This window comes from Streptomyces sp. NPDC048182, assembly GCF_043202555.1.
Taxonomy (GTDB): Bacteria; Actinomycetota; Actinomycetes; order Streptomycetales; family Streptomycetaceae; genus Streptomyces.
The window spans coordinates 1-23,916 of the sequence record NZ_JBIDAQ010000021.1; the positions used below are offsets into that span (position 1 = coordinate 1).

Consider the following 23,916-nt stretch of genomic DNA (forward strand, 5'->3'; position numbering starts at 1 on the left):
CCGTTGTCGGGGGTGAAGATCCATACGGTGCTTGCGGTGTTGTTGCTTGCGCGTGGTGGGCTGGTGGGGGATGGCCGGCTGAGTGCTGCTTTGTGGGGGGAGGTGCCGCCGCCTACGGCGAATGCGCAGTTGCACACGTATGTTTCCCGGTTGCGGAAGGTCCTTGGTCCGGGTGTCGGTATCGTGCGGAAGGCGTCGGGTTATGTTCTGTGTGCCGAGGGTGCCGGTGTTGATCTGTTCGTGTTCGAGCGGCTTGAGCGGCTGGGGCGCAGGGCGTTGGAGGAGGGGCGGCGTGAGGAGGCGGGTCGTCTTTTGGGCCGTGCGCTGGCCTGCTGGGCGGGGCCTGCTCTGCAGAATGTGAGTGAACACCTCCAGCAGTTCGAGCGGCCTCGTCTGGAGTTTTTGCGTGCCCAGGCTCTGGAGCACCGTATCGAGGCTGATCTCGCGCTCGGCCGTCATCGTCTGCTGGTGCCTGAGCTGTTGTCGCTGGTGGCCCGGTTCCCGGTCGACGAGAACCTGCGTGCCCATCTGGTCACCGCTCTGCACCGCTGTGACCGGCAGGCCGAGGCCGTCCGGGTCTACGGTGAGGGCCGCCGGATCCTGGACGAGCAGCTCGGTGTGGTGCCGGGCCGCCGGCTGTGTGGCGCCTATCTGCGGATGCTGCGTGGTGAGGGCGGGCCGGACACCGGCGGCGGGCGGCGCGCCCCCCGGCGGCCGTCCGGCGGGCCCCCGGCCCCTTCACCGCCCGCCTCGCCGCCCTAGTGAGCGGTGCCGGCGGCGCGGCCCCGGCCCTGGCGGAGCCGGCCGGCCGCACCCCGCCACCCGGCCTGCTGCACCCCCCGGCCTTCGCCCTGCCGCACCCTGCCACCCGCCCACACGCCCTGTCGCACCCCGCCACCCGGCCTTCGGCCGGCTGCACCCTGCCACCCGGCCGGCAGCACCCCGCTACCCGCCCACCCGGCCTGCCGCACCCCGCCACTCGCCCGGCAGCACCCCGCCACTCGCCCACCCGGCCTGCCGCACCCCGCTACCCGCCTCGCCGGCCTGCTGCGTCCCGCCACCCGCCCACACGCCCACACGCCCTGTCGCACCCCGCCATCCGGCCTTCGCCCTGCTGCACCCCGCTATCCGGCCTGCCGCTACCCGTCCACACGCCCTGTCGCACCCCGCTATCCGGCCTGCTGCGTCCCGCTACCCGCCCTGCCGGCCTGCTGCGTCCCGTTACCCGCCCTGCCGGCCTGCTGCGTCCCGCTACCCGCCCTGCCGGTCTGCTGCACCCTGCTACCCGCCCTGCCGCCCTGCCTGCCCCGGTCCGGTCCGGCCTCGGTCCGGCCCCGGCCCCGGTCCGGCCTGGTCCGGTCCGGCCTGGTCCGGTCCGGCGTGGTCTGGTCGGGTCTGGCCTGGCCTGGCCTGGCCTGGTGGGTGGGTGGGTGGGTTGGTGTTTCTGTCCGCTGGTCCTGTTTTTCCTGCCCGTGCCGCTGCCCGCTGCCCGCTGCTCGCTGGGAGTTGTGCTGGTGCGTGTTGCCCGAGTTGACGGCGAGTGGGGCTCCACTCCTGCTCAAGAGGGACGGCCGAGTCTGGCCGCCATGACATTGAAGGATGTGACTGCCATGAGTCAGGTGGCGCCGACTGTGCGTGGGGATGCTGTGCATGCTCTGCACGCGGTGATCGAGGAGGCGGCCGGTCTGCTGGAGGTGGAGTACGACCGTGGCCGTGTGCTGCGTGTGCTGGATCTGTACGGCGAGGGTCTGCCGGGGGCGACGGTCGCTTTCCGGGTGGCGACGGGGGCGGGGCGGGCCGGGGAGCTGGACTGCCGGTTCTCGCTGCCCCGGCAGATCGAGCCGTACCGGCTCGCCGTCGCGGGCGGTCTGGTCGAGGAGAGCGGGCATCCGGCGGGCCGGCTTCTGGCGGAGGTGCGTGAGAGCTGTCAGGTCGACAGCTACGGCATCGATTTCGGTGTGGTCGGCGGGTTCAAGAAGATCTGGGTGGTGCTGGCGCGTACCGCTCTGCAGGATGTGCGCACCCTGGCCGGCCTGCCTTCGATGCCGCCCGCGCTGGGCCGCAGCCTGGATTTCATCGCCCGCCACCGTCTGGGCGAGAGTGTGGGCCTGCTGGGCATCGACTACCGTCACCGCACCGTCAACATCTATTTCGGTGAGCCGCCGGAGGGCGGTATCGACCCTGCCGCGGTGCGGGCCATGCTCCGCGAGACGGGTCAGGCCGAGCCCAGCGAGCAGATGCTGCGCCTGGGCCGGCTGGCCTTCGGCGTGTATGTGACCCTCGGCTGGGACTCGCCGGCCATCGAGCGGGTCTGCCTGGCGGTGGCGAGCACCGATCCCGCCTCGCTGCCGGTCCGGCTCGATGAGCGCATCGGCCGGTTCGTCGCCCACGTGCGCGCGGGCGACCCGAGCACCCGCTTCGTGTATGCCGTCGCCTCCCAGCCCGACGGCGAGTACTACAAGCTCCAGTCCTACTACCGGTGGGGCGCGGCCGTCCCGGAGATCATGCAGCTGCCCGAGGGAAGCCTCGCCGACCCGGTGTAACCCCGGCCCGCCCCCCCCGGCGTCCCCCCCCCGGCGTCCCCTCCCGGCCCCCGGCACCCCGGGCGCCTCCACCCGCCTCCGCCCCCCGCCCGCCCCCCGGCCGGGTCCCCGGTCCTTTCCGCGGCTGCCCGCACTCCCGTCCGGGCCCCTCCCGCCTCCCCCTCCTGCGGCGCCCCCTCCGGCCCCCTCTCCGCCCCCCGTGTGCCTGTCCAGCCCCCACGTTTCGCGTTCCGCGTTCCGCGTTTCGCGTTCCGTGTTCCGTGTTCTGTGTCCCATGTTCCGCGTCTTATCGGAAGGACGACTCTTGAGCACCCTTGAAGTCCCGGTCCTGATCGTGGGCGGTGGCGGGTCCGGCCTGGCCGCCTCCGTCTTCCTGTCCGGTCACGGTGTCGAGCACCTGCTGGTGGAACGCCGTGCGGACACCTCGCGCCTGCCCAAGGCGCACTACATCAACCAGCGCACCATGGGTATCTTCCGCCAGCACGGCCTGGCCGGTGACGTGGCGGAACTGGCTGCCTGTCCGGAGCAGTTCGGCACGGTGCGCTGGCAGACCACGCTCACCGGGCAGGGCCCGCTGGACGGGCGGGTCATCCATGAGATGGACGGGTTCGGCGGCGGGGCGCTGCGCGGGGCGTACGAGGCGGCCGGGCCGGTGCTGCCGGCGAAGCTGCCCCAGCTGCGTCTGGAGCCGGTGCTGCGCCGGCATGCCGAGGAACGCAATCCCGGGCGGGTGCGTTTCGCCACCGAGCTGCTCTCGCTCACCGAGGACGCGGGCGGCGGGCCCGTCACCGCGGAGGTCCGTGACGTGGACAGCGGTGAGATCACGGCCGTCACCGCCCGGTACGTGATCGCGGCGGACGCCGGGCGCACCGTGGGCCCCGCGATCGGCGTGCGGATGGAGGGTCTGCCGGCTCTGTTCGACGCGACGACGGTGTATTTCTCCGCCGACCTGTCGCCGTGGTGGAGGGGGGGCTCGGTCATCACCTGGTTCCTCAACCCCTACCGCCAGGACCTGTCCAGTGCGCTGATCGAGATGGGTCCGACCTGGGGCGAGAACTGCGAGGAGTGGGGCCTGCACCTGCCGCTGCACGGTATCGACCGCGGCGACGAGGCGGCCGTCGCCGCCCGTGTCCGTGAGGTGTTGGGCCTGCCCGCTCTGGAGCTGGTCCTGCACGAGGTGACCAGCTGGAGTGTGGAGGCGGTGCTGGCCGAGCACTACCGCTACGGGCGGACGTTCCTGGTCGGCGACGCCGCCCACCGCCAGCCGCCGGCGGTGGGCCTGGGCCTGAACAGTGCCGTCCAGGACGCGCACAACCTCGCCTGGAAGCTGGCCGCGGTGCTGTCGGGGCAGGCCGGTGACGCCCTGCTGGACAGCTACGAGTCGGAGCGCCGGCCGGTGGGCCAGTTCAACCTGGGCTGGGCGATGTCGGCCGCCTCCCATCACCAGGTCGTCGTCGACGCGGCGGTGGGCCTGGGCGCGCACCTGCCGCCCGAGCGCCGCACCCCGGCGTTCTTGTCGTACTTCTCGCCCACCCCCGTCGGCGCCGCGCAGCGCGCCCGCGCCGCGGAGATCTTCGCCACCCACCGCGGCGAGTGCCAGGCGCTGGACGTGGAGACGGGCTACGCCTACGAGCGCGGCGCCCTCGTCCCCGACGGCACCCCGCCCGTGCCGCGCGCGCCGCTGGGCGACGTCCACCGGCCCACCAGCCGCCCCGGGCACCTGCTGCCGCACGCCTGGATCGAGCGGGACGGCCGCCGGGTCTCCACCCACGACCTCGTCGGCCACGACAGGGGCTTCGTCCTGATCACCGGCACGGGCGGCCAGGCGTGGACGGCGGCCGCCGAAGCGGCCGCGCACAAGCTCTCCGTGCCGCTCAGCGTTGTCACCATCACCGACACGGCCACCCCCACCGAAGCCCCCACCACCGAAGCCCCCACCACCGAAGCCCCCCCCACCGAAGCCCCCCCCACCGAAGCCCCCACCACCGAAGCCCCCACCACCGAAGCCCCCGCCACCGAAGCCCCCGCCGGGGCCGAAGCCCCCGCCGGGGCCGCCGCCGGGGCTGCCGGGGCCGGGGCGGGTGCGTACTGCGACATCGACGGGGTGTGGCAGCGGCTGCGCGGGACGGCTTCCGGCGGTGCCGTGCTGGTGCGTCCCGACCAGCACGTGGCCTGGCGCTGCGATGGCGAGGAGGCCGACCCGGCCGGTGCGCTGACCGAGGCCCTCGCTCTCGTCCTGGGCCAGCGGGCCCCGTGACAGGCGGCCCCGCACCCGACGCCCCGCACGCCCACGCCCCGCACGCCCACGCCCTGCACGCCTACGTCCTGCACGTCCTGACGACCACGGAAGAAGCATCATGATCAGCAGAAGGTCTTTCCTCGCCGCCGCCGGCGGCACCGCGCTGGCCACGACCGTGGCGGGCGGCACCGCGCTGGCCACGACCGTGGCGGGGGGCGCCGCGCGGGCCACGACCGTGGCGGGGGGCGCCGCGCTGGCCACGACCGTGGCGGGGGGCGCCGCGCGGGCCGGGAGACGTGACGTCGACCGGCAGTGGGGGCGCCTCGCGGAGCGTCTGGCGGGCCGTCTGGTGCTGCCCGGGGACAGTGACTACCAGCGGGCCAGACAGCTCTACCAGGCCGTTTTCGACGCGACCGGTCCGCGGGCGGTCGCCTACTGCGCGTCGGCGGCCGATGTGGCCACCTGTGTGCGTTTCGCCGCCGCGCACGGCCTGCCCGTCGCCGCGCGCAGCGGCGGGCACAGCGCCGGCGGCTACTCCACCAGCCCGGGTCTGGTCATCGATGTCTCCCGGCTCAACCAGGTGACGCCGGGCCAGGGCACGGTGCGTATCGGGCCCGGCGCGCAGCTCGTGGACATCACTGCCGCGCTCGCCCCGCTGGGTCTGGGCATCTCCGGCGGCTACTGCCCCACGGTCGCGGCCGGCGGGTTCTTCCAGGGCGGCGGCATGGGCCTGTTCACCCGCAGTATCGGCATCGCCAGTGACAAGGTGAGTGCCGCGCAGGTCGTCCTGGCCGACGGGCGCATCGTCACCGCCTCCCCGCACCGTCACCGCGACCTGTTCTGGGCGCTGCGCGGCGGTGGCGGCGGCAATTTCGGCATCGTCACCTCCTATGACGTCGCCCCCTCGCCGCTGGGCGAGGTCGGCGCCGTGAACCTGGTGTGGGGTTTCGAGTCGGCGCTGGACATGGTGGACGGCTGGGGCCGCTGGCTGGCCGATGCCCCCTGGACGGTGGGCAGCGGTGTCAACGTCACGCTCGCCGACGCCGCTCCGGGCAGTGTGCCCACCGCCGCGGTCTTCCTCGCCTCCACCGAGCCCGGTGCCGCCTTCGATGCGGAGATCGCGCGGCTGACGTCGCTGGTGGGCCGCCCGCCGCTGTTCCAGCAGAAGTTCACCGCGCCCTACCAGTCGGTGCTGATGCAGCTGTATGCGTGCACGGGCCTGTCGGTGCAGGAGTGCCACCGCGCGGACGCGGGCGGCTCCGGCACCATCCAGCGTCCGGCGTTCGGTGCCTGGCGCGGCCGGCTCTTCGAGACGGCGATGCCGCGCGAGGGCTGGGCGAGGGCGCTCGAGGCGTTCGACGCCACCCGGTGGGCGGGCCAGACCCGCGGCCTGCAGATCTCGGCGCTGGGCGGGCGGGCCAACACTCTGGCCCGTGACGCCACCGCCTATGTCCACCGCGACGCGCTGTTCTCGGTGAGCTACCTGACGGCGAACGCCGGCGCCTCGGTGCCGGCCGAGACGAAGGCGGCCGCTTTCGACTACGTCGATTCCGGGTTCGCGGCGATCGACCCGTACTCGTGCGGCGAGACCTACCAGAACTTCATCGACCCGCGGCTGCCGGACTGGCGCCGCTCCTACTACGCCGAGAACTATCCGCGCCTGGCGCGCGTCAAGGCCGCCTACGACCCCTACCGCTTCTTCCGCTTCGAGCAGGGCGTCCGCTGACCTTGCCGAGCGGGCCGGCCGCCGCCCCGGCCGGGGTGCCTTCCCGGCCCGGCGGGGGGCGGCCCGCTCGCGCATCCCTACCAGGGCCGCCCCCTTTTTCCTCTGCCGGGTGCGGGGCGGCCAGAGCAGGAGAGCCTTTCATGAAGATCGTGGACCGCACACGCCTGGCCGCGCTCGCGCCGGCCGCCGGGGTGCGCCCCGAGGAGGTGCGCCGGGCCACCGGCCGGCTCGTCGCGCACCTGGGCGCCCGGGTCGATGACGCCGGGCTGATCCGGGAGCCCTGCGACAGCAGAGTGCTGGAGTCCGCGCTGGTGCTGGCCCTGATGACCCGCACCGGTGCCGGCGGGGCGGCCAGAGCCCGCCTCGTCTCCTACCTGCGCGGCCACCAGGAGTCCCCCGAGGCGCTGGATGGCCACCTCGCCTCGCTCGCGCTGCGCGGCGCGGCCGGGCAGCCGGCCGGCGCCGACAGCACCCTGGCCGGCTCGCTGGCCGGCGAACTGCTGGGCGCGGCCCCCGCCTTCCTCTCCGCCCGCCGCCGGCTCATGGTGTACGCGGTGCTGTCGGTGCTGGGCTGCCCGCTGCCCGCGGACGCCGAACTGCCCGGCGGGGGAGGGGTGCCCACCGATCCGCTGCACTCCTGGGCGGCCGTGCAGCAGGCGTCGATCACGCTGATCCTGGCCGGCGCCCTCGACGTGCGCAACCACGTCACCGACGCCGCTCTAAAGACGCTGCTGGCCACCGGCCCGGCCGCCGGCGTGTGGGAGGGCTACGCGCTGATGCACGCCCTGACCCTGCACGCGCTGGCGTCGGCGGGCGGCCACGAGGAGACGGTGCGCCAGGGCCTGGCCGAGCTGGTGCGCCATCAGCGCGGCGACGGCGGTTTCCCGTTCATCCTGGAGCTGGACATCTGGTGCACGGCCACCGCCGGTCTCGCCCTGCACGCGGCGGGCGCCGACCCGGCCTTGCTGTCCCGCATCGGTGCCGCGCTGGCCGCCGAGCGCGGCGGCGCCGCCCTGCGCTCGCGCCCGCTCTCGCGCGGGGCGGCGCTGCGCGGCGGCTGGTCCATGTCGCCCGGTGTCGCGCAGAACGACACCGACGACACGGCCATCACCCTGGAGTACCTCCAGGCCGTCGACCCGGCCCGCCACCGCGCCGCCGCCGACGCCGGCACGGCCGCCCTGCTGGCCGTCCAGGGCGCCGACGGCGGCTTTCCCACCTATGTGGCGGGCGCCTCCTCCGAGGCGTGCATGACGGCCGCGGCGGTGTGCGCGTTCGCCGCCCGCCCCGAACTGGCCGGCCCGCGCGCGCGGGCGCTGGCCTTCCTCGCCGACAGCCAGGACACCGACGGCGGCTTCCCGCCGGGCTGGAGCAGCAGCCGCCTGCACTCCCTGTTCCGGGTGCGCCTGGCGGCCATGACGGCCGGCCCCGACGACGCGCGCACCGCCGCCATGGCGGCGCGCATCGACGCCACGGTCCGCCAGACGCAGAACACCGACGGCGGCTGGGGCATGCAGCCCGGCGAGCCGAGCGACGACATCAGCACCGCCTACGGCCTGATCACCCTGTGCCACGCCGACGACCCGCGCCCCGTCGGCGCCGCGCTGGCCTGGCTGCTGGAGCAGCAGAAGGCCGACGGCAGCTACGGCGGCCCGCCCGACATGGTCGGCCCGCGCCCCTTCAACTTCCGCTTCCCCGTGCTCACCGACATCCCCGTGCTGCTGGCCCTGGGACACGCCCGGGCCCGCCTGCCCGAAACCCCCGCCCCCGCCGGGGCCGGGGCCGTGCCGCGGCACCGCGCGGTGACCTCCGCCCGCTGAAAGAAGACCACCCCCGCCCCCGCCCGCGCCTGCGCCCGCTGAATGAAGACCACCCCCCGGCCCGCGCCCGCCCTGTGCCGGGACGGCCACGACGGACGAAAGAGACGACACATGCTGCGAAAACTGGCTGCCCTGCCCGGCGGAAGGAGGGGCAAGTGGGTCGTCATCGCGCTGTGGGCCCTCGTGCTGGTGCCGGCGCTGATGCTGGCCGGCAGGCTCACCGGCGCGGAAGAGAACGACAACGCGGCCTGGCTGCCGGCCGGCGCGGAGTCCACCGCCGTCGTCGAACGCGCCCAGAAACTGATGCCCGCCGACACGGTGCCCGCCGTCGTGGTCTACGACCGGGCGGGCGGGATCACCGGCGCCGACCTCGCCAAGGCCCGCGCGGACGCCGCCGCGTTCCGCGGCATCGACAACGTCGTGGGCACCGGGCGGGGGCCGGTGCGCTCCGCGGACGGCGAGGCGCTGGAGACGATCGTCCAGGTCCGCAAGGACGCCTCCGGCTGGGAGGGGCTGGGCCGGGTCGTCGACGCGATGCGCGAGGTCGGCACCCGCGACGCCGGCGGCCTGGGCTTCCACGTCGCCGGGCCGGCCGGCTACGGCGCCGACTCGATCAAGGCGTTCGGCGGCGGCGGCGCGCTGACCACGATCACGGCGCTGGTCGTGGTCGTGATCCTGCTGCTCACCTACCGCAGCCCGCTGCTGCCGCTGCTCACCCTGGTCACCGTCGGCGCCGCCCTGACGGCCGCCGAGGCGCTGATCTACCTGCTGGCCGAGCACGCCGGACTCGTCGTCAACAAGCAGACCAGCTTCATCCTCGTCGTCCTCGTCTTCGGCGCCGCCACCGACTACGCGCTGCTGCTGATCTCCCGCTACCGCGAGGAACTGCTGCGCCACGAGGACCGGCACACCGCGATGGCCCGGGCCCTGCACCGCTCGGGCCCGGCGCTCGTGGCCAGCGCGGCGACCGTCGCGGTCAGCCTGCTGCTGCTGATGCTCGCCGACCTGACCTCCACCCGGGGCATGGGACCGGCCTGCGCCGTCGGTGTCGTGGTGGCCCTGGCGGCCATGGTGACGCTGATGCCCGCGCTGCTGGTCTGCTGCGGACGGTGGATCTTCTGGCCGGGCAAGCCCGTCGCCGGCGCCCCGGCCCCGTCCCGTACCACCGGCTGGGACCGGGTGGGCCGGGCCGTCGCCGCCCGCCCCCGCGCGGTGTGGGCGGGCACCGCCCTGGTGCTCGCCGCGATGGCGCTGGGCACCCTGGGCCTTAACGCCTCGGGCCTGTCCAACAAGGACCAGTTCACCGGCAGGCCGCAGATGGCCGTCGGCGAGGAGATCCACGCCGCCCACTTCCCCCGCGGCACCGGCGACCCCCTCTACATCGTCACCGACGCCGGCGCCGCCGCCCGGGTCGGCCGGGCGGTGGCAGGGGTGGCGGGCATCGCGGGCGTGGGCGACCCGGTGGCCAAGGACGGCCAGGCGGTGCTGCTCGCCCAGCTGACGGCCGAGCCCAGCAGCCGGGCGGCGCGCGAGACGGTGGTCCGCACCCGCGCGGCCGTCCACCGCATCGAGGGGGCCGGCGCCCAGGTCGGCGGCAGCACCGCGGTCATGGTGGACACCGAGGACGCGGCGGCCCGCGACTCCGCGGTGATCATCCCGATCGTGCTGGCCGCGGTGCTGCTCGTCCTGGCGCTGCTGCTGCGCGCGGTCGTGGCGCCGCTGCTGCTGATGGCGACGGTGCTGCTGTCCTTCGGCGCGGCGCTCGGGGTCAGCGCCCTGGTCTTCGAGCACGTCCTGCACCTGGCCGGCGCGGACGCCTCCTTCCCGCTGCTGGCGTTCGTGTTCCTGGTCGCGCTCGGCATCGACTACAACATCTTCCTCGTCACCCGCATCCGCGAGGACACCGCCGTGCACGGCACCCGCCGGGCCGCGCTGAGCGCCCTGTCCTCCACCGGCGGGGTGATCACCTCGGCGGGGGTGGTGCTGGCCGGCACGTTCGCGGCGATGGCCTCGCTGCCGCTGGTCTTCGCCCTCCAGCTGGGCTTCGCCGTCGCCTTCGGCGTGCTCCTGGACACCCTCGTGGTGCGCTCGGTGCTGGTCACCGCGCTCACCCTGGACGCGGGCCGCTGGATGTGGTGGCCCAGCGCCCTCTTCCACCGCCGCGACGAGGGCACCGAGCCCGACGGCGAGGCCGGCCGGCTGCCCGCCTACAGCGGCCGGTGAAACCGCCCCGGCCACCGGCCGGATCCCGGGATGAACCGGACCCCATCACCTTTCTTCAGGGCAGGCCCCATGAGCGCCAGGACACTGGACACAGCCCGCCGCCCGGCGGAGGGCACCCAAAAACAGCGCATCGCCGAACTGGAACGTGAGATACGCGAACTCAAACGCCTCAACGAACACCTCAGACAGCACGCCACCACCCCGGCCCCGGGCCCGGGCCGCCGCGAACACCGCCCGGGCACCGGCCCGGCCGCCCCCGGCATGCCGGGCGGGTCGGGCGGGCCGGGGGCCGGCGCGGTACGCGCCGCGCCCAGCCCCGGCCCCAGCCCCAGCCCCAGCCCCAGCCCCGGCCCCGGCCCCGGCCCCAGCCCCGGCCCCGGCCCCGGCCCCAGCCCCGGCCCCAGCCCCGGCCCGGGTCCCGGGCCCGGGGTGCAGTTGCGGGTCCTGGGCCCGGTGGAAGCTTTGGTGGACGGGCGGCGGGCGGACCTCGGCGCGCCCAAGCAGCGCACCGCCCTGGTGGTGCTGGCCAGCCAGGCCGGCCAGCCCGTCCCGGTCGACGCCCTGGTGGAGGCGGTGTGGGGCGGGAGGCCGCCGCGGCGCGCGCTCACCTCGCTGCACGCCTACATCGCCAACCTGCGCCGCGCCCTGGAACCGCAGCGGGCGCCGCGCACCGCGCCGTCGGTGCTGCGCACCCGCGGGCGCAGCTACCTCCTGGACGAGCGGGCGGTCGAGGTGGACGCGCACCGCTTCGGCCGGGACGCGACGGCCGGCTGGCAGGCGCTGGAGCACGGCGAGCCCCGGCGCGCGCTGGCCGCGTTCGAGGCCGCGCTGGCCGCCTGGCGCGGCCCGGCCTACGCGGAGGCCGCGGCGGCCGCCTGCGCCGCACCCGAGGTGATCCGCCTGCAGGAGCTGCGCCTGTCGGTGGCCGAGGGCCGCGGCGCCGCGCTGATCGCGCTGGGCCGCCACGAGCGGGCCGTGCCGGAACTGCTGGCCTTCACCCGGGCCCACCCGCTGCGCGAGTACGGCTGCGAACTGCTGGGCCGCGCACTGTACCGGGCGGGCCGGCAGGCCGACGCGCTGGCGGTGCTGCGCGCCCACCAGCACACCCTGGCGCGGGAGCTGGGCATCTCGCCCAGCCGCGCGCTGCAGCACCTGGAGCTGGAGATCCTGCGCCAGGTGCCCGCGCTGGACCGCCGCTGAAAAGAACACCCGGCTTTGCGCGGAAACGAAGACCACCGCGGAAAGAAGACAAGGAAGAAGCGGGGGGCGGGGTCAGCGGGCGAGGACGACGGTGGTGGGGGAGGGGGTGTCCAGGTAGCGGATGTCGGTGAACCCGGCGGCGGTCAGCCACGCCTCGTAGTCGCCGCGCCGCCAGGAGGCGCCGTGCCGGCTCTTGAGGAGCATCTCCGAGGAGAAGGTGAGCGCGAACGGCGGGCCGCTGCGGTCGTCGTCGGTGATGTAGTCGGAGACGACGAGGGTGCCGCCGGGGCGCAGCGCGCGGCGGATGCGGGTGAACACCGCCTGGTTGTCCTCGGGGGCCTCCTGGTGGGCGATGTTGGAGTACATGACGATGTCGTGCTCGCCGTTTCCGAAGTCGGCGGTGTGGAAGTCGCCGTCCACGTGCTCGACCCGGCTCCCCACGCCCTGGTCGGCCAGCAGCCGCCGGGCGATCTGGTTGACCGGCGCCCAGTCGACCTGGGTGGCGTGCGCGTCGGGGTTGAGGGCGAGCCACAGGGCCGAGCAGATGCCCGAGCCGCCGCCGATGTCGAGGATCGACACCTTCCCGGCGTCGGCGAGACGCAGGGCGTCGGCGACGGTGTGCGCCACCGGCACGGCCTGCGCGGCGATCGCCTGGACGAGGTTCTCCCAGTGCGGGTTGTCGGCGACCTCCACCTCGGCGTCGGTGACCGGCCCGCCGGTGCGCACGACGTCGGGCAGGGCCGCGAGCGAGCCGAGGTGGCCCATCTTGACCTGCGCGAAGGCGGCCAGGGACATGGGCCGGCCGGCCACCAGGAACGCGGACGCCTCGGGGGTGTTGCGGTAGCGGCCGCCCGACAGCTCGATGAGTTCCAGGGCGACCAGGCCGTCCAGCAGCGCCTGCGCGCCGCGCACCGCGATTCCGGCCCGCCGGGCCAGCTCGCCCGCGGTGCCGGCGCCGTCCTCCAGATGCGTGAACAGGTCGTAGGAGGCCGCCGTGCCCAGCACCCCGGTGGCCCAGTAGCCGTTGATCATCCGCATGATCCGGTCGGAGGTGGGCCCGGTCTGCGTGCCGCTGCTGCTCATCGATTCTCCCTGCCGAAGGTGCGGTGCGCCCCGGGGCGGGCCGGGCGCGGTGTGTCGCCTGCCGCATGGTCCTACGCCCGGCTTGCCCGCCCCTTGGCGCCGGCTTGCCCCGCCCCGGCGCCAAGCGGGCGCCAAGCCGGCGCGTACGCGCGGGCAAGGAGGGTGGCCGAGAATGCCTGCCTGTCACCGAGAAACACACAGCTCCCAGGAGCCGTCCCGGCCCCCACGGGCGGGGACGGCGAAAAGAAACACGGCGAAAGAAACACGGCGGAAAGAACACAAGGGGAGGGAACGTGCACGAGCAGCTGGAGCGGTCACCGTCGCGGACGGTGGCGGAGCACGGCGTGGACCAGGAGACCTGCGACAAGCTCATGGAGCGCGTCGACCGGCGGATGGAGGAGCTGCTCAGCGCCGAGGCGGCGCGCTGGGGCGCGGTGGACGCCCGGGCGGCGGTCCCGGTCGCGGCCGTCACGGAGCTGGTCGCGGCCGGCGGCAAGCGGCTGCGCCCGCTGTTCTGCGTCACCGGCTACCTGGCGGCCGGCGGCGCGGCGGCGGGCGGCACGGCCGAGGACACGGTCGTGGACGCGGCGGCGGCGCTGGAGCTGCTGCACGCCTTCGCGCTGATCCACGACGACATCATGGACGACTCCGCCACCCGGCGCGGCACGCCCACCGTGCACGCCGCGTTCGCGCACCTGCACGGCCGCAACGGCTGGGCGGGGGAGTCGCGCCGCTACGGCGAGGGCGTCGCCGTCCTCGCCGGCGACCTGGCACTCAGCTACGCCTACCGGCTCGCGGGCACGCTGAACGGCCCCGCGGCCGGGATGTGGCACGAGCTGGTCACCGAGATGATCGTCGGCCAGCAGCTGGACATGGCGCTGGCCGCCGAGGCCGCGGCCGACCCGGGCCTGGCCCGCTGGATCGCGGTGTGCAAGTCCGGCGCCTACACCATCCACCGCCCCCTCGCGCTGGGCGCGGCCATCGCCGGGCGCCCCGACCTCGAGCCGGTCTTCGCGGCGTACGGGAGCGCGGCCGGGGAGGCGTTCCAGCTGCGCGACGACCTGCTCGACGCGTTCGGCGACCAGGCGGTGACCGGCAAGCCGACCGGCCTGGACCTCGACGCGCACAAGATGACCCTGCTGATCGCGCTGGCGGCGGCCAAGGACGAGCGCGTCGCGCGGATCGTCCGGGACGGCCGGGGCACCGACTGGGACCAGGGCGCCCTGCGCGAGGCCCTGCTGGCCTGCTCGGTGCGCCGCGACGTCGAGGAGCGCATCGACGTCCTGGTCGCCGACGCCCGCGCGGCGCTGGCCGGCTCCGCACTGCCCGCCGCCTGGCGCCGGCGCCTGGAGGAACTCGCCGACTCGGTCGCCTACCGCGACCGCTGACACCCACCCCACCAGCGCGACACCACCCCCGGGGGGCCCACCAGCGCGACACCACCCCCGGGGGGCCCACCAGCGCGACGCCCCCGGGGGTCCGCCCCATCAGCGCGACGCCCCCGGGGGTCCGCCCCATCAGCGCGACGCCCCCCCCGGGGCCCGTCTCACCGGTGCGACGCCCCACCAGCGCGACGTCCCCCCCCCCGGGTCCGCCCCACCAGCGGGACGCCCCCCCGGGCCCGTCCCACCGGCGCAACGCCCCCCGGGCCCGTCCCACCGGTGCGGCGGTCCCTCCCGCCCGTCATACCGGTGGGGCGGTGGCGGCCCTGAGCGTGCCGGGGCCGCTCAGGGCTGGGGTCTGCCGGGCGCGGGCACGCCGGGTCTGTGCGGCGCGGGCGTGCGCACGGGTGCGGCCAGGAACTCGTCGAGCATCAGCGAGGGGGCGCCGCCGGCCAGCGGGACCCGGGCGAGGAACGCCTCGGGCAGGTCGAACGCGTCGACCAGCAGCGCCAGTTCGGGTGCGAGGCGCTCCATCAGCGCGTCGACGGCGAGCGGCAGCTCGCGGACCTGGGCGGGCGTCATCCGGTTCTCGGCCAGCAGGTCGCCGGTGTGCCCGCTCAGCTCGTCCAGCAGGAACAGCCGGCACAGGTCCTCCAGCAGGGCGCGGGCCTGCGGCCACGCCGTGCCGGCGATCGCGGCGAGGAAGGCGTCGGCGGCCTGGAGCCGGGCGTGGGCGCGGACCATCTCGATCCCCGCGCTGGAGGCGACGTTCCAGCGGGCCAGCGGGTTGCCGGAGGGGCCGGTGCGCAGCGCGGTGCGGGCCCGTGCCTGCCACAGGCGCTCCACCTCGGCGAGCAGGTCGCGCAGGTGGGACAGCTCGCTCAGCGGCCGGTGCCCCTCTCCCGCGGCTCCCGCGGCTCCCGCGGCGGCCGCCGCCCCCGGCGCCTGGTACCCGAAGATCATCTCCGCGGCGGCCTTGGCCCACACCACGAGGTTGTCGCCCTCCGCGGTGATGGTGCCCTCCAGGTTCTGGGTGAGGTCGGCCAGGACGTTGAGGGAGAAGAGCCCGCCCGCCCCGCAGCGCTCGCGGCACTCGACGGTGACCTCCCGGCTGCGCCAGGTGATCCAGCCCTTGGCGATGGCGATGAGCCGCTCCACCTCCTCGCGCTCGTCGGGGGCGTGCGCGACGCTGCGCGCGAGGACCGCCCGGTGCAGGAAGGTCATGGCGTAGGTGGCGGCGACGCCCTTGAGCAGCCGGCCGTGGTGGCTGCGGTGGGCGGCCAGCGGCACCCGCACCCCGGCCCGCGGGCCGCTGATGGTGCGCAGGTGGGCGCGGCGCACGGCGATGGCCAGGGCGGCCCGGGAGAGCCCGACCGCGGCGCCGCTCATGCACAGCTTGCCCCAGGTGACCCGCTGGATGGCGTGCAGGAAACGCTTGCGCGGGTTGCCCACGCTGCTGGTGAACCCCGCCTCCGAGAGCCGGCCGTGCTCGCCCTCCAGGAGCGCCTCGCGGGGCAGGCGCACCTGGTGGAAGGCGGTCAGGCAGTGGTCGACGGGGGCGCCGACCCGCTCGGGCAGCGGGCGCACGAAGACCCCCGGGCGCGGGCCGTCCTCGTCGGTCAGCGCCACCAGGAACAGGCACACGCCGTGGTCCACGCCGTCGACCAGCAGCCGGGCGGCCACCGTCCCGCTCTTGGGCCCGCCGATCAGGCTGGTGTTCGGCATGAACTTCTGCGCGCCGGGCGTCGGCGTGTTCAGGACGAACCCGCCGGTGGAGCGGTCCAGTTCGCAGGTGGTCTGCAGGGCCGCCGCGTCGTTGCCGTGGTCGATCTCGGTGCACAGGAACGTCCCCGTGCGCCGCATCGAGGTGAACTCCTCCAGGTCGCGCGGCTCACCGCCGTCGTGGTCGAGGAGGCTGCCGAGGAAGAGGTTGTAGTGGATGCCGGCCAGCGTGCCCAGCGCCCCGTCCACGACCCCCGTCCACTCGTGCAGGCTGGCCAGCATGCGCGGGTCGCGGGCCAGCGAGACCGGGCTGTCCAGGCAGGCGTTGACCAGCTTCAGCCGCGCGTAGCTCTCCGCGATGCGCTGGTCGGAGGTGAGCCCCGGACGGTAGCGGAACACCTCGTCGCCGATGAGTGCGCGCCAGGTTCCGTGCAGGTGACCGCGTTCGTGCCCGTCGAACAGTTGGTGCGTCAGTTCGCTGGTGGTGCTCCAGCGGGGAACGGCTTCCACGGCGTCGTCCAGCCCGGAAGTCCGGCTCTGCATCGTCAGCAGGGTCATGGCCCTCTCCGCAAAGTGGGGTTTTTGATGTGGGGGGGAGGGGGTGCAGGCCAAAAAAATACAAACTCACCGGTTCTTTTTCAAGCCTTTCACGAAACGCCGGACCCCCCGTTTTCGGATGATCGGATTCCGCGTGAGACGGGACAGAACAGCCCCATCCCCCGCTCACACGCCCGCCGCACGGGCGGCCGGCGGCCGGCCCGCACCCCTTGAAAAACCGGTCAGAAGGTTTTATTGTCCGGGTGGCGGGCGTCGCAGCGCCCGGCAGCGGGGGAGGACGAGGAGGCCGGCCCGGCGGGGTCACTAGAATCAGAACCCGTCGGTTTTTTTCCGGCCGGCGAAGAGCGGGTCCCCCGAACGGTGTGGAGGTGCGTTGTGGCGCGGCAGGATCGGGCCATCCGGACGCGGCAGGCCATCCTGGTCGCCGCCGCGAAGGTGTTCGACAGCGTCGGCTACGACGCGGCCACCATCGCGGAGATCCTCAAAGAGGCCGGTGTGACCAAGGGTGCGCTCTACTTCCACTTCACGTCCAAGGAGGTCCTCGCCCAGGCCGTCCTCGACGAGCAGGTGCGGGCCCTGCCCCCGGTGCCGGTGCCGCAGCTGAAGCTGCAGCAGGTGGTCGACGAGGCCCTGCTCCTGACCCAGCTGCTGCAGAAGGAGACGGGCGACCCCATCATCCGCGGCAGCGTGAGCCTCACCATCGACCCGGCCGTCGGCGCGGCGGGACTCGACCAGAAGGTCCCGATGCGGATGTGGGTCGACTACACCCGCTCGCTGCTCGCCCAGGCCAGGGAGGCCGGCGAGCTGCTGCCGCACGTCGACCTCGACGCCCTCGCCCGGCTCTCCACGGGCGCCTTCACCGGCGTCCAGATGCTCTCGAACATCCTGGAGGGCCGCACCGACATGCTGCGCCGGGTCTGCGAGCTCTACACCTACGTGCTCAGCGCCGCCACCGTGCCCGGCGTCCTCGTCCGGCTCGACTTCACCGAGGAGCGGGGCCGGCAGGTGTACGCGGCGGTCATGCAGGCGCGCAGCGCCGCGCAGGAGAGCGCCGTGGGCGTCTGAGGCACCCGCCGCGCAGCGCTCATGCAAGCGGGCAAGGACGGCAGGGGGCCCGCGCCCCCCGCACGCATCAGCAGGCAACCGACCGGATGGAGCGCACCCGTGACCACTTCCTCCTGCCCCTACCGGATGGACGTCGCCGCCCGCGACCTCGCCGGCGAGGCCGCGATGCTGCGCGAGCGGGGCCCCGCCGTGCAGGTCGAACTGCCCGGCGCCGTGCCCGCCTGGGCCGTGGTGGGCGAGCAGCAGGTCAGAAAGCTGCTGCTCGACCCGCGGGTGTCCAAGGACGCCCGGCTGCACTGGCCCGCGTTCATCGAGGGCCGCATCACCGAGCAATGGCCGCTCTACCCCTGGGTGGCCAACGAGAACATGCTCTTCACCTACGGCGACCGGCGCGCCCGGCTCAGACGCCTGGTGGCCGCCGCGTTCACCGCCCGCCGCTCCGAGGCGCTGCGCCCGCGCGTCGCGGCGATCACCGCCGAGCTCCTCGACGACCTCGCGGCCCGCCCCGCGGACGAGACCGTCGAACTGCGCGGGGCGTTCGCCAAGCTGCTGCCGATGCGGGTGATCTGCGAGCTGTTCGGCATCGGCGGCGAGGACCGCGAGGAGGTCTGCGGCGCCATGGAGACCGTGTTCGGCACCTCGGTGCCGGCCCCGGAGATGGCCCGGGCCCAGGCCCGGGTCTTCCAGCTGCTGGCCGACCTCGTGGTGCGCAAGCGCGCCCGGCCCGGCGACGACCTGACCTCCGCGCTGATCGCCGCCCGCGACGAGGGCGACCGGCTCAGCGAGGAGGAGCTGCTCGGCAGCCTCAACCTGCTGATAGCCGGCGGCCAGGAGACGACCAGCACGCTGATCACCAACGCCGTGGCCGCGCTGCTGGCCCACCCCGACCAGCTCGCCCACGTGCGCGCGGGCCGGGCGGGATGGAACGAGGTGATGGCCGAGACGATGCGCACCCACAGCCCCGGCGCCTACTCGCCCATGCGCTTCGCCGTCGAGGACATCGACCTGGACGGCGTGCTGATCAAGAAGGGCGACGCGATCCTCGTCTCCTTCGCCGCCGCCGGCCTCGACCCCGCCCGCTTCGGCACGCACGCCCACGAGTTCGACCTGCTGCGCACCGACCGGGACAGCTTCGGCTTCGGGGTCGGGGTCCACCGGTGCCTGGGGGCGCCGCTGGCCGCGGTCGAGTTCGGCGTCGCCCTGCCCGCCCTCTTCGCCCGCTTCCCCCGCCTGCGGCCCGCCGCCCCGGCCGCCGGCCTCGCCCCGCTCGCCTCCATCATGATCAACGGCTACCGGGAACTGCCCGTCCTGCTGCACTGACCCCGCCCGCCCCCCCACCACGGACCCCGCGGCCCGCCCGGCCCCGGGGCCCGCGCCGCGCCCGCACCCGGCCCCCGCACCGGCGCGCGCACCGGCCCCCGAGCCGGTGTCAAGCCGCGCGAGATCGTCTCTTGAGCCGCCCGGCCGACCGTATCCCCCAACAGGCTGCGAAGGGATGTGGGGCCATGGGCGAGGGCAGGCCGGTGCTGCGCGTGACACGCGGACGGCCCCGGGCGGACGAACTCGCGGCGCTCACCGCCGTCCTCCTCGCGCTGCGCGCAGCCGGCAACACACGCCGCCCCGACGGCCCGCCGCCCGCCCCGCCCGGCGGATGGCGCCGGACGCGGGAGTACCGCGCCCCCGACAGCTGGCGCTGACCCCGGCCGGCCCCGCCCCTCCCCAGCCCCGCACCCACCCCGGCCGCACACACCCCCAGACTGTAAACCGCGTGCGCGGTTTGTTACTCTGGGCATGGACCTGAGGCGGAGCCCCGCGACGGCCCCGCCCCCAGAAGGGACCTGGCATGGCGATGACAACCGCTCCCGCGCCCGTCGATCAGGGCCCGGCCGGCCTGCACGGACGGGTGGCCGAACTGCACGGGATCCGTGCGCAGGCCCTGGCCGGACCGGGCGAGAAGGCCACGGCGGCGCAGCACGCCAAGGGCAAGCTGACCGCCCGCGAGCGCATCGAGCTGCTGCTGGACGCGGGGTCCTTCCACGAGGTCGAGCAGCTGCGCCGGCACCGGGCCACCGGGTTCGGCCTGGAGGCGAAGAAGCCGTACACGGACGGTGTGGTCACCGGCTGGGGCACGGTGGAGGGCCGCACGGTCTTCGTCTACGCCCACGACTTCCGCATCTTCGGCGGCGCGCTGGGCGAGGCGCACGCCACGAAGATCCACAAGATCATGGACATGGCCATCGCGGCCGGTGCGCCGCTGGTCTCCCTGAACGACGGCGCCGGCGCCCGCATCCAGGAGGGCGTCTCCGCGCTGGCCGGCTACGGCGGCATCTTCCAGCGCAACACCAGGGCGTCCGGCGTCATCCCGCAGATCTCGGTGATGCTCGGCCCGTGCGCGGGCGGCGCGGCCTACAGTCCCGCCCTCACCGACTTCGTGTTCATGGTCCGCGAGACCTCGCAGATGTTCATCACCGGACCCGACGTCGTCAAGGCGGTCACCGGCGAGGAGATCACCCAGAACGGCCTGGGCGGCGCCGACGTGCACGCCGAGACCTCCGGCGTCTGCCACTTCGCCTACGACGACGAGGAGACCTGCCTCGCCGAGGTCCGCTACCTCCTCTCCCTGCTCCCGCAGAACAACCGGGAGAACCCCCCGCGCCAGGAGAGCGACGACCCCGCCGACCGCCGCTCGGACACCCTCCTCGACCTGGTCCCCGCCGACGGCAACCGCCCCTACGACATGACCAAGGTCATCGAGGAGATCGTCGACCACGGCGAGTACCTGGAGGTCCACGAGCGCTGGGCCCACAACATCATCTGCGCGCTGGCCCGCCTGGACGGCCAGGTCGTCGGCATCATCGCCAACCAGCCGCAGGCCCTGGCCGGCGTCCTCGACATCGAGGCCAGCGAGAAGGCCGCCCGCTTCGTGCAGATGTGCGACGCCTTCAACATCCCGATCGTCACCCTCCTGGACGTCCCCGGCTTCCTGCCCGGCGTCGACCAGGAACACGGCGGCATCATCCGCCACGGCGCCAAACTGCTCTACGCCTACTGCAACGCCACCGTGCCGCGCATCTCCCTGATCCTGCGCAAGGCGTACGGCGGCGCCTACATCGTCATGGACTCCCAGTCCATCGGCGCCGACCTCACCTACGCCTGGCCGACCAACGAGATCGCCGTGATGGGCGCCGAGGGCGCGGCGGGCGTCATCTTCCGCCGGCAGATCGCCGAGGCCGCCGACCCCGAGGCCATGCGGACCCGCATGGTCAAGGAGTACAAGGCCGAGCTGATGCACCCCTACTACGCCGCCGAGCGCGGCCTGGTCGACGACGTCATCGACCCCGCCGACACCCGCCACGTCCTCATCGCCTCACTGGCGATGCTGCACAGCAAGCACGCCGACCTCCCCTCGCGCAAGCACGGCAACCCGCCCCAGTAGCACCACCGCTGACGGGGCCGCAGGGGCCGGCCCGCGCCGGCCCCCCTGCGGCCCGGCCCCCAGGAGAGCACCCATGGTCAAACAGGAGCGGGCGGCCCGCACCCGCAGCGCGCTCATCCGCGCCGCCGCCCGGGTCTTCGCCGACGAAGGCTTCGCGACGGCGTCGCTGAGCACCATCAGCGCGCGGGCGGGCGTCAGCAACGGCGCGCTCCACTTCCACTTCGCGAACAAGAGCGCGCTCGCGGCGGCGGTGCAGGACGAGGCCGCCCAGCGGCTGCGCGCGCTCACCGACGCCGCGCGCGCCGCGCACCGCGGCCCGCTGCAGACGGTGGTGGACGCCACCCACCAGCTGATGGACGCGCTCGCCCACGACGTCGTGGTCCGCGGCGGGTTCGAGCTGTCCGGGGACCGCTCCCACCGGGACGGGATCTCACTGCGCGCGCAGTGGCGGCAGTGGGTCGAGCAGACCCTGCGCTCCGCCGAGCGCGACGGCGTGCTGGCCCGCGGGGCCTCCTGGGCCGACGGCGCCCGGGTGATCGTCGCCGCCACCGCCGGCCTGGAGGTCCTCGGCGGCGACGACGCCACCTGGCTCTCGCGCCACCATGTCACCCGCATGTGGGAGGTGATCCTGCCGCACCTCGCCCACCACCGGGAACTGGAACGGCTGGTGAGCGCCGGATCCGGCCCGCACACCCCCTCTGACCTGCAACGGAACACCCCCGGCACGTAACATACGGGTTGTGCGGTTTTCTATTGACAGACCGTGTGTGCTGTTTTTACTCTGGCCCATGGCGCCGAACCGGCATCCGCAGCGGCTCTCCACCCGAGCCGCGGCATCCGGCACGAACTGGGGGAGACCGCGTGGACATCGAGGTACTCGGCGCACTGGCCGTACAGGAGAACGGGGCCTCCATCACGCCGACGGCCCCCAAGCCGCGCCAGGTGCTCGCGCTCCTCGCGCTGCACGCCGACCGCGTGGTGCCGGTGGCCACCCTGACCGACGAGCTGTGGGGCCAGACCCCGCCGCGCAGCGCCCGCACCACCCTGCAGACCTACGTGCTGCAGCTGCGCGAGCTCATCGCCGCCGCGCTGGCCCGCGACGCCGGCGCGGCCGGCGCGCCGCGCACCGCCAAGGACGTCCTGGTCACCATGCCGTGCGGCTACCTGCTGGCCGCCGGCGGCGGCGGCAGCGACGTGCGCGCCTTCGAGCGCCTGTCGGGCACCGGCTACCGGGCGATGGACGCGGGCGACTTCCCCGGCGCCGCCCGCCAGCTGCGCGAGGCGCTGGCCCTGTGGACCGGCACCGCGCTGGCCGACGTGCAGGCCGGCCCGCAGCTCCAGATGGAGGTCAAACGCCTGGAGGAGAGCCGGCTGTGCGCGCTGGACCAGCGCATCGAGGCCGACCTCAGGCTGGGGCGCCACCGCGAGCTGCTGGCCGAACTGACCGTCCTGGTCAACCGCTACCGCACCCACGAGACCCTGCACGCCCAGTTCATGCTCGCCCTGTACCGCTCGGGGCGCCGCGGCGAGGCGCTGGAGACCTACCAGCGCCTGCGCACCCTGCTCGTCAAGGACCTTGGCCTGGAGCCGTCGGCGGCGCTGCAGCGCCTGCAGTGGTTCATCCTCACCGCCCACCCCGAGAGCGCCGCGGCGCCCGCGCCCGGCCCGGGCCGCGAGCGGCTCCTGCCCACCAGCTGAGCCGTCCGGCCGTCCGGCCTTCTGGCCTTTTGCTTTTCCACCCGTCACCGGAATACGGCCGTGATTATTCCCGCCGATTTCACGACGTTGCGGGTACGGATCAAATGGCGCTCCGTACGACCGGTGGAAACCTCCTCAAGCCCTGGTCGAGGGAAGTAGGGCGTGGCGTGAATCCGGCTACTGTGCTGCCGGTGACGGAATTCTGGCCACGAGAGGAACTCGACGAGGTACGGAGGAGAGCGGTGAAGATACAGGTTCTGGGTCCGTTGAGCGCCGAGGTCAACGGAGGATCGATCGTCCCGACAGCCGGGAAACCGCGGCAGATTCTTTCCCTGCTCGCCCTCCATCCGGGCCGGGTGATACCCGTCCCCATGCTCATGGAGGAGATCTGGGGGACGGAGCCGCCGCAGAGCGCCCTCACCACCTTGCAGACCTACGTCCTGCAACTGCGCAGACGCCTGGGCACGGCGATGGGACCCGACGCCCCCGGCGCGGCCAAGGAGGTCCTCGCCACCCGGCACGGCGGCTACCTCCTGCAGATACCGCAGGAGAGCGTGGACGTGCACACCTACGAGCGGCTGGTCACCGAGGGCCGGGCGGCCTACGAGGAGGGCGACGACCAGACCTCGGCCGACCGCTTCCGCACCGCCCTGGACCTGTGGCGCGGACCCGCCCTGGTCGACGTGCGCGTCGGACCGATCCTGCAGATCGAGGTCATGCGCCTGGAGGAGAGCAGACTGGGCACCGTGGAGCGCCGCATCGACGCCGACCTGCGCCTCGCGCGGCACTCCGAACTCATCGCCGAACTCGCCGAACTGACCGCCCGCCACCCCCAGCACGAGGGCCTGCACTCGCAGGCCATGGTCGCCCTGTACCGCTCGGGCCGCCAGGCGTCCGCCCTCGCCGTCTACCGCCGGCTGCGCATCCGCCTGATCGAGGAACTCGGCGTCGAGCCCTCACCGCAGGTGCAGCGCCTGCACCAGGCCATGCTCTCCGTCGACCCGCAGCTCGACGTCGTCGCCGGCACCCGGCGCAGCTCGACGTTCGACCTGTACGCCGCCTGAGGCCGGCCGGAGCGGGGGCTTCGCCGTACTCGGGGCGGCCAGGGCCGCCCGGCCGGGGCCGGGCGCGGGGCGGGTGGATCCTCCACCCGCCCGCGAGCCGTGTGCGAGGCCGGCGGGCGATGCTCGCCCCACCGCCGCGCGGGGGCCGGCGGGCGGCGGG

Annotated in this window: 17 protein-coding genes; 15 read left to right on the forward strand and 2 right to left on the reverse strand. The window is 74.4% G+C overall.

Translation table 11 applies throughout. The features are described from left to right. The 7 genes from ACGFZL_RS29985 to ACGFZL_RS30015 all read left to right on the forward strand — a co-directional run. The coding region (locus ACGFZL_RS29985) for a BTAD domain-containing putative transcriptional regulator (RefSeq protein ID WP_393696440.1) at positions 1-762 on the forward strand (762 nt) is incomplete at its 5' end. 824 nt (positions 763-1,586) lie between these two features. After that, positions 1,587-2,543: an aromatic prenyltransferase gene (locus ACGFZL_RS29990; RefSeq protein WP_393696442.1), complete on the forward strand. Its 957-nt coding sequence runs from the start codon at positions 1,587-1,589 to the stop codon at positions 2,541-2,543. Between the two features lie 304 nt (positions 2,544-2,847). Further along, entirely contained in the window at positions 2,848-4,800 is a 1,953-nt protein-coding gene (locus ACGFZL_RS29995) for an FAD-dependent monooxygenase (protein WP_393696444.1), read from the forward strand. Positions 4,801-4,900: 100 nt separating this feature from the next. Beyond that, positions 4,901-6,508: an FAD-binding oxidoreductase gene (locus tag ACGFZL_RS30000; RefSeq protein WP_393696446.1), complete on the forward strand. Its 1,608-nt coding sequence runs from the start codon at positions 4,901-4,903 to the stop codon at positions 6,506-6,508. A 140-nt stretch (positions 6,509-6,648) separates the two neighbouring features. After that, complete coding sequence (locus ACGFZL_RS30005; protein WP_393696448.1) at positions 6,649-8,325, forward strand: prenyltransferase/squalene oxidase repeat-containing protein; 1,677 nt, start codon at positions 6,649-6,651, stop codon at positions 8,323-8,325. A 111-nt stretch (positions 8,326-8,436) separates the two neighbouring features. Next, positions 8,437-10,548, forward strand: coding sequence for an MMPL family transporter (locus ACGFZL_RS30010; protein WP_393696450.1), 2,112 nt, complete (start codon positions 8,437-8,439; stop codon positions 10,546-10,548). Positions 10,549-10,617: 69 nt separating this feature from the next. Continuing rightward, the gene (locus ACGFZL_RS30015) at positions 10,618-11,748 is read left to right on the forward strand and encodes a BTAD domain-containing putative transcriptional regulator (RefSeq protein WP_393696452.1); all 1,131 of its coding nucleotides are present in this window, start codon (positions 10,618-10,620) and stop codon (positions 11,746-11,748) included. A 72-nt stretch (positions 11,749-11,820) separates the two neighbouring features. Here the strand turns inward: ACGFZL_RS30015 and ACGFZL_RS30020 are convergent, their stop codons facing one another. Further along, entirely contained in the window at positions 11,821-12,831 is a 1,011-nt protein-coding gene (locus ACGFZL_RS30020; RefSeq protein ID WP_355173987.1) for a methyltransferase, read from the reverse strand. 293 nt (positions 12,832-13,124) lie between these two features. Between ACGFZL_RS30020 and ACGFZL_RS30025 the strand changes: the two genes are divergently transcribed. Further along, on the forward strand, positions 13,125-14,219 hold the full coding sequence (locus tag ACGFZL_RS30025) for a polyprenyl synthetase family protein (protein WP_393696454.1): 1,095 nt from the start codon (positions 13,125-13,127) through the stop codon (positions 14,217-14,219). A 339-nt stretch (positions 14,220-14,558) separates the two neighbouring features. Here the strand turns inward: ACGFZL_RS30025 and ACGFZL_RS30030 are convergent, their stop codons facing one another. Further along, positions 14,559-16,493, reverse strand: a complete 1,935-nt coding sequence (locus ACGFZL_RS30030) for an acyl-CoA dehydrogenase (protein ID WP_393696456.1) — start codon at positions 16,491-16,493, stop codon at positions 14,559-14,561. Positions 16,494-16,868: 375 nt separating this feature from the next. Here ACGFZL_RS30030 and ACGFZL_RS30035 point away from each other — a divergent pair, with 375 nt between their 5' ends. The 7 genes from ACGFZL_RS30035 to ACGFZL_RS30065 all read left to right on the forward strand — a co-directional run bounded on the left by ACGFZL_RS30035 (position 16,869) and on the right by ACGFZL_RS30065 (position 23,756). Further along, positions 16,869-17,558 (forward strand): ScbR family autoregulator-binding transcription factor, encoded by a 690-nt coding sequence (locus ACGFZL_RS30035; RefSeq protein ID WP_393696458.1) that lies wholly within the window; start codon positions 16,869-16,871, stop codon positions 17,556-17,558. A 99-nt stretch (positions 17,559-17,657) separates the two neighbouring features. Next, positions 17,658-18,878, forward strand: coding sequence for a cytochrome P450 (locus ACGFZL_RS30040; protein WP_393696460.1), 1,221 nt, complete (start codon positions 17,658-17,660; stop codon positions 18,876-18,878). A 185-nt stretch (positions 18,879-19,063) separates the two neighbouring features. Beyond that, on the forward strand, positions 19,064-19,255 hold the full coding sequence (locus ACGFZL_RS30045; protein WP_355173996.1) for an acyl-CoA carboxylase epsilon subunit: 192 nt from the start codon (positions 19,064-19,066) through the stop codon (positions 19,253-19,255). A 206-nt stretch (positions 19,256-19,461) separates the two neighbouring features. Next, positions 19,462-20,994, forward strand: a complete 1,533-nt coding sequence (locus ACGFZL_RS30050; RefSeq protein WP_393696509.1) for an acyl-CoA carboxylase subunit beta — start codon at positions 19,462-19,464, stop codon at positions 20,992-20,994. 73 nt (positions 20,995-21,067) lie between these two features. After that, on the forward strand, positions 21,068-21,724 hold the full coding sequence (locus tag ACGFZL_RS30055; RefSeq protein ID WP_393696462.1) for a ScbR family autoregulator-binding transcription factor: 657 nt from the start codon (positions 21,068-21,070) through the stop codon (positions 21,722-21,724). Positions 21,725-21,855: 131 nt separating this feature from the next. After that, entirely contained in the window at positions 21,856-22,692 is an 837-nt protein-coding gene (locus tag ACGFZL_RS30060; protein ID WP_393696464.1) for a BTAD domain-containing putative transcriptional regulator, read from the forward strand. A 242-nt stretch (positions 22,693-22,934) separates the two neighbouring features. Next, entirely contained in the window at positions 22,935-23,756 is an 822-nt protein-coding gene (locus tag ACGFZL_RS30065; RefSeq protein WP_355176260.1) for an AfsR/SARP family transcriptional regulator, read from the forward strand. Positions 23,757-23,916: the final 160 nt, after the last annotated feature.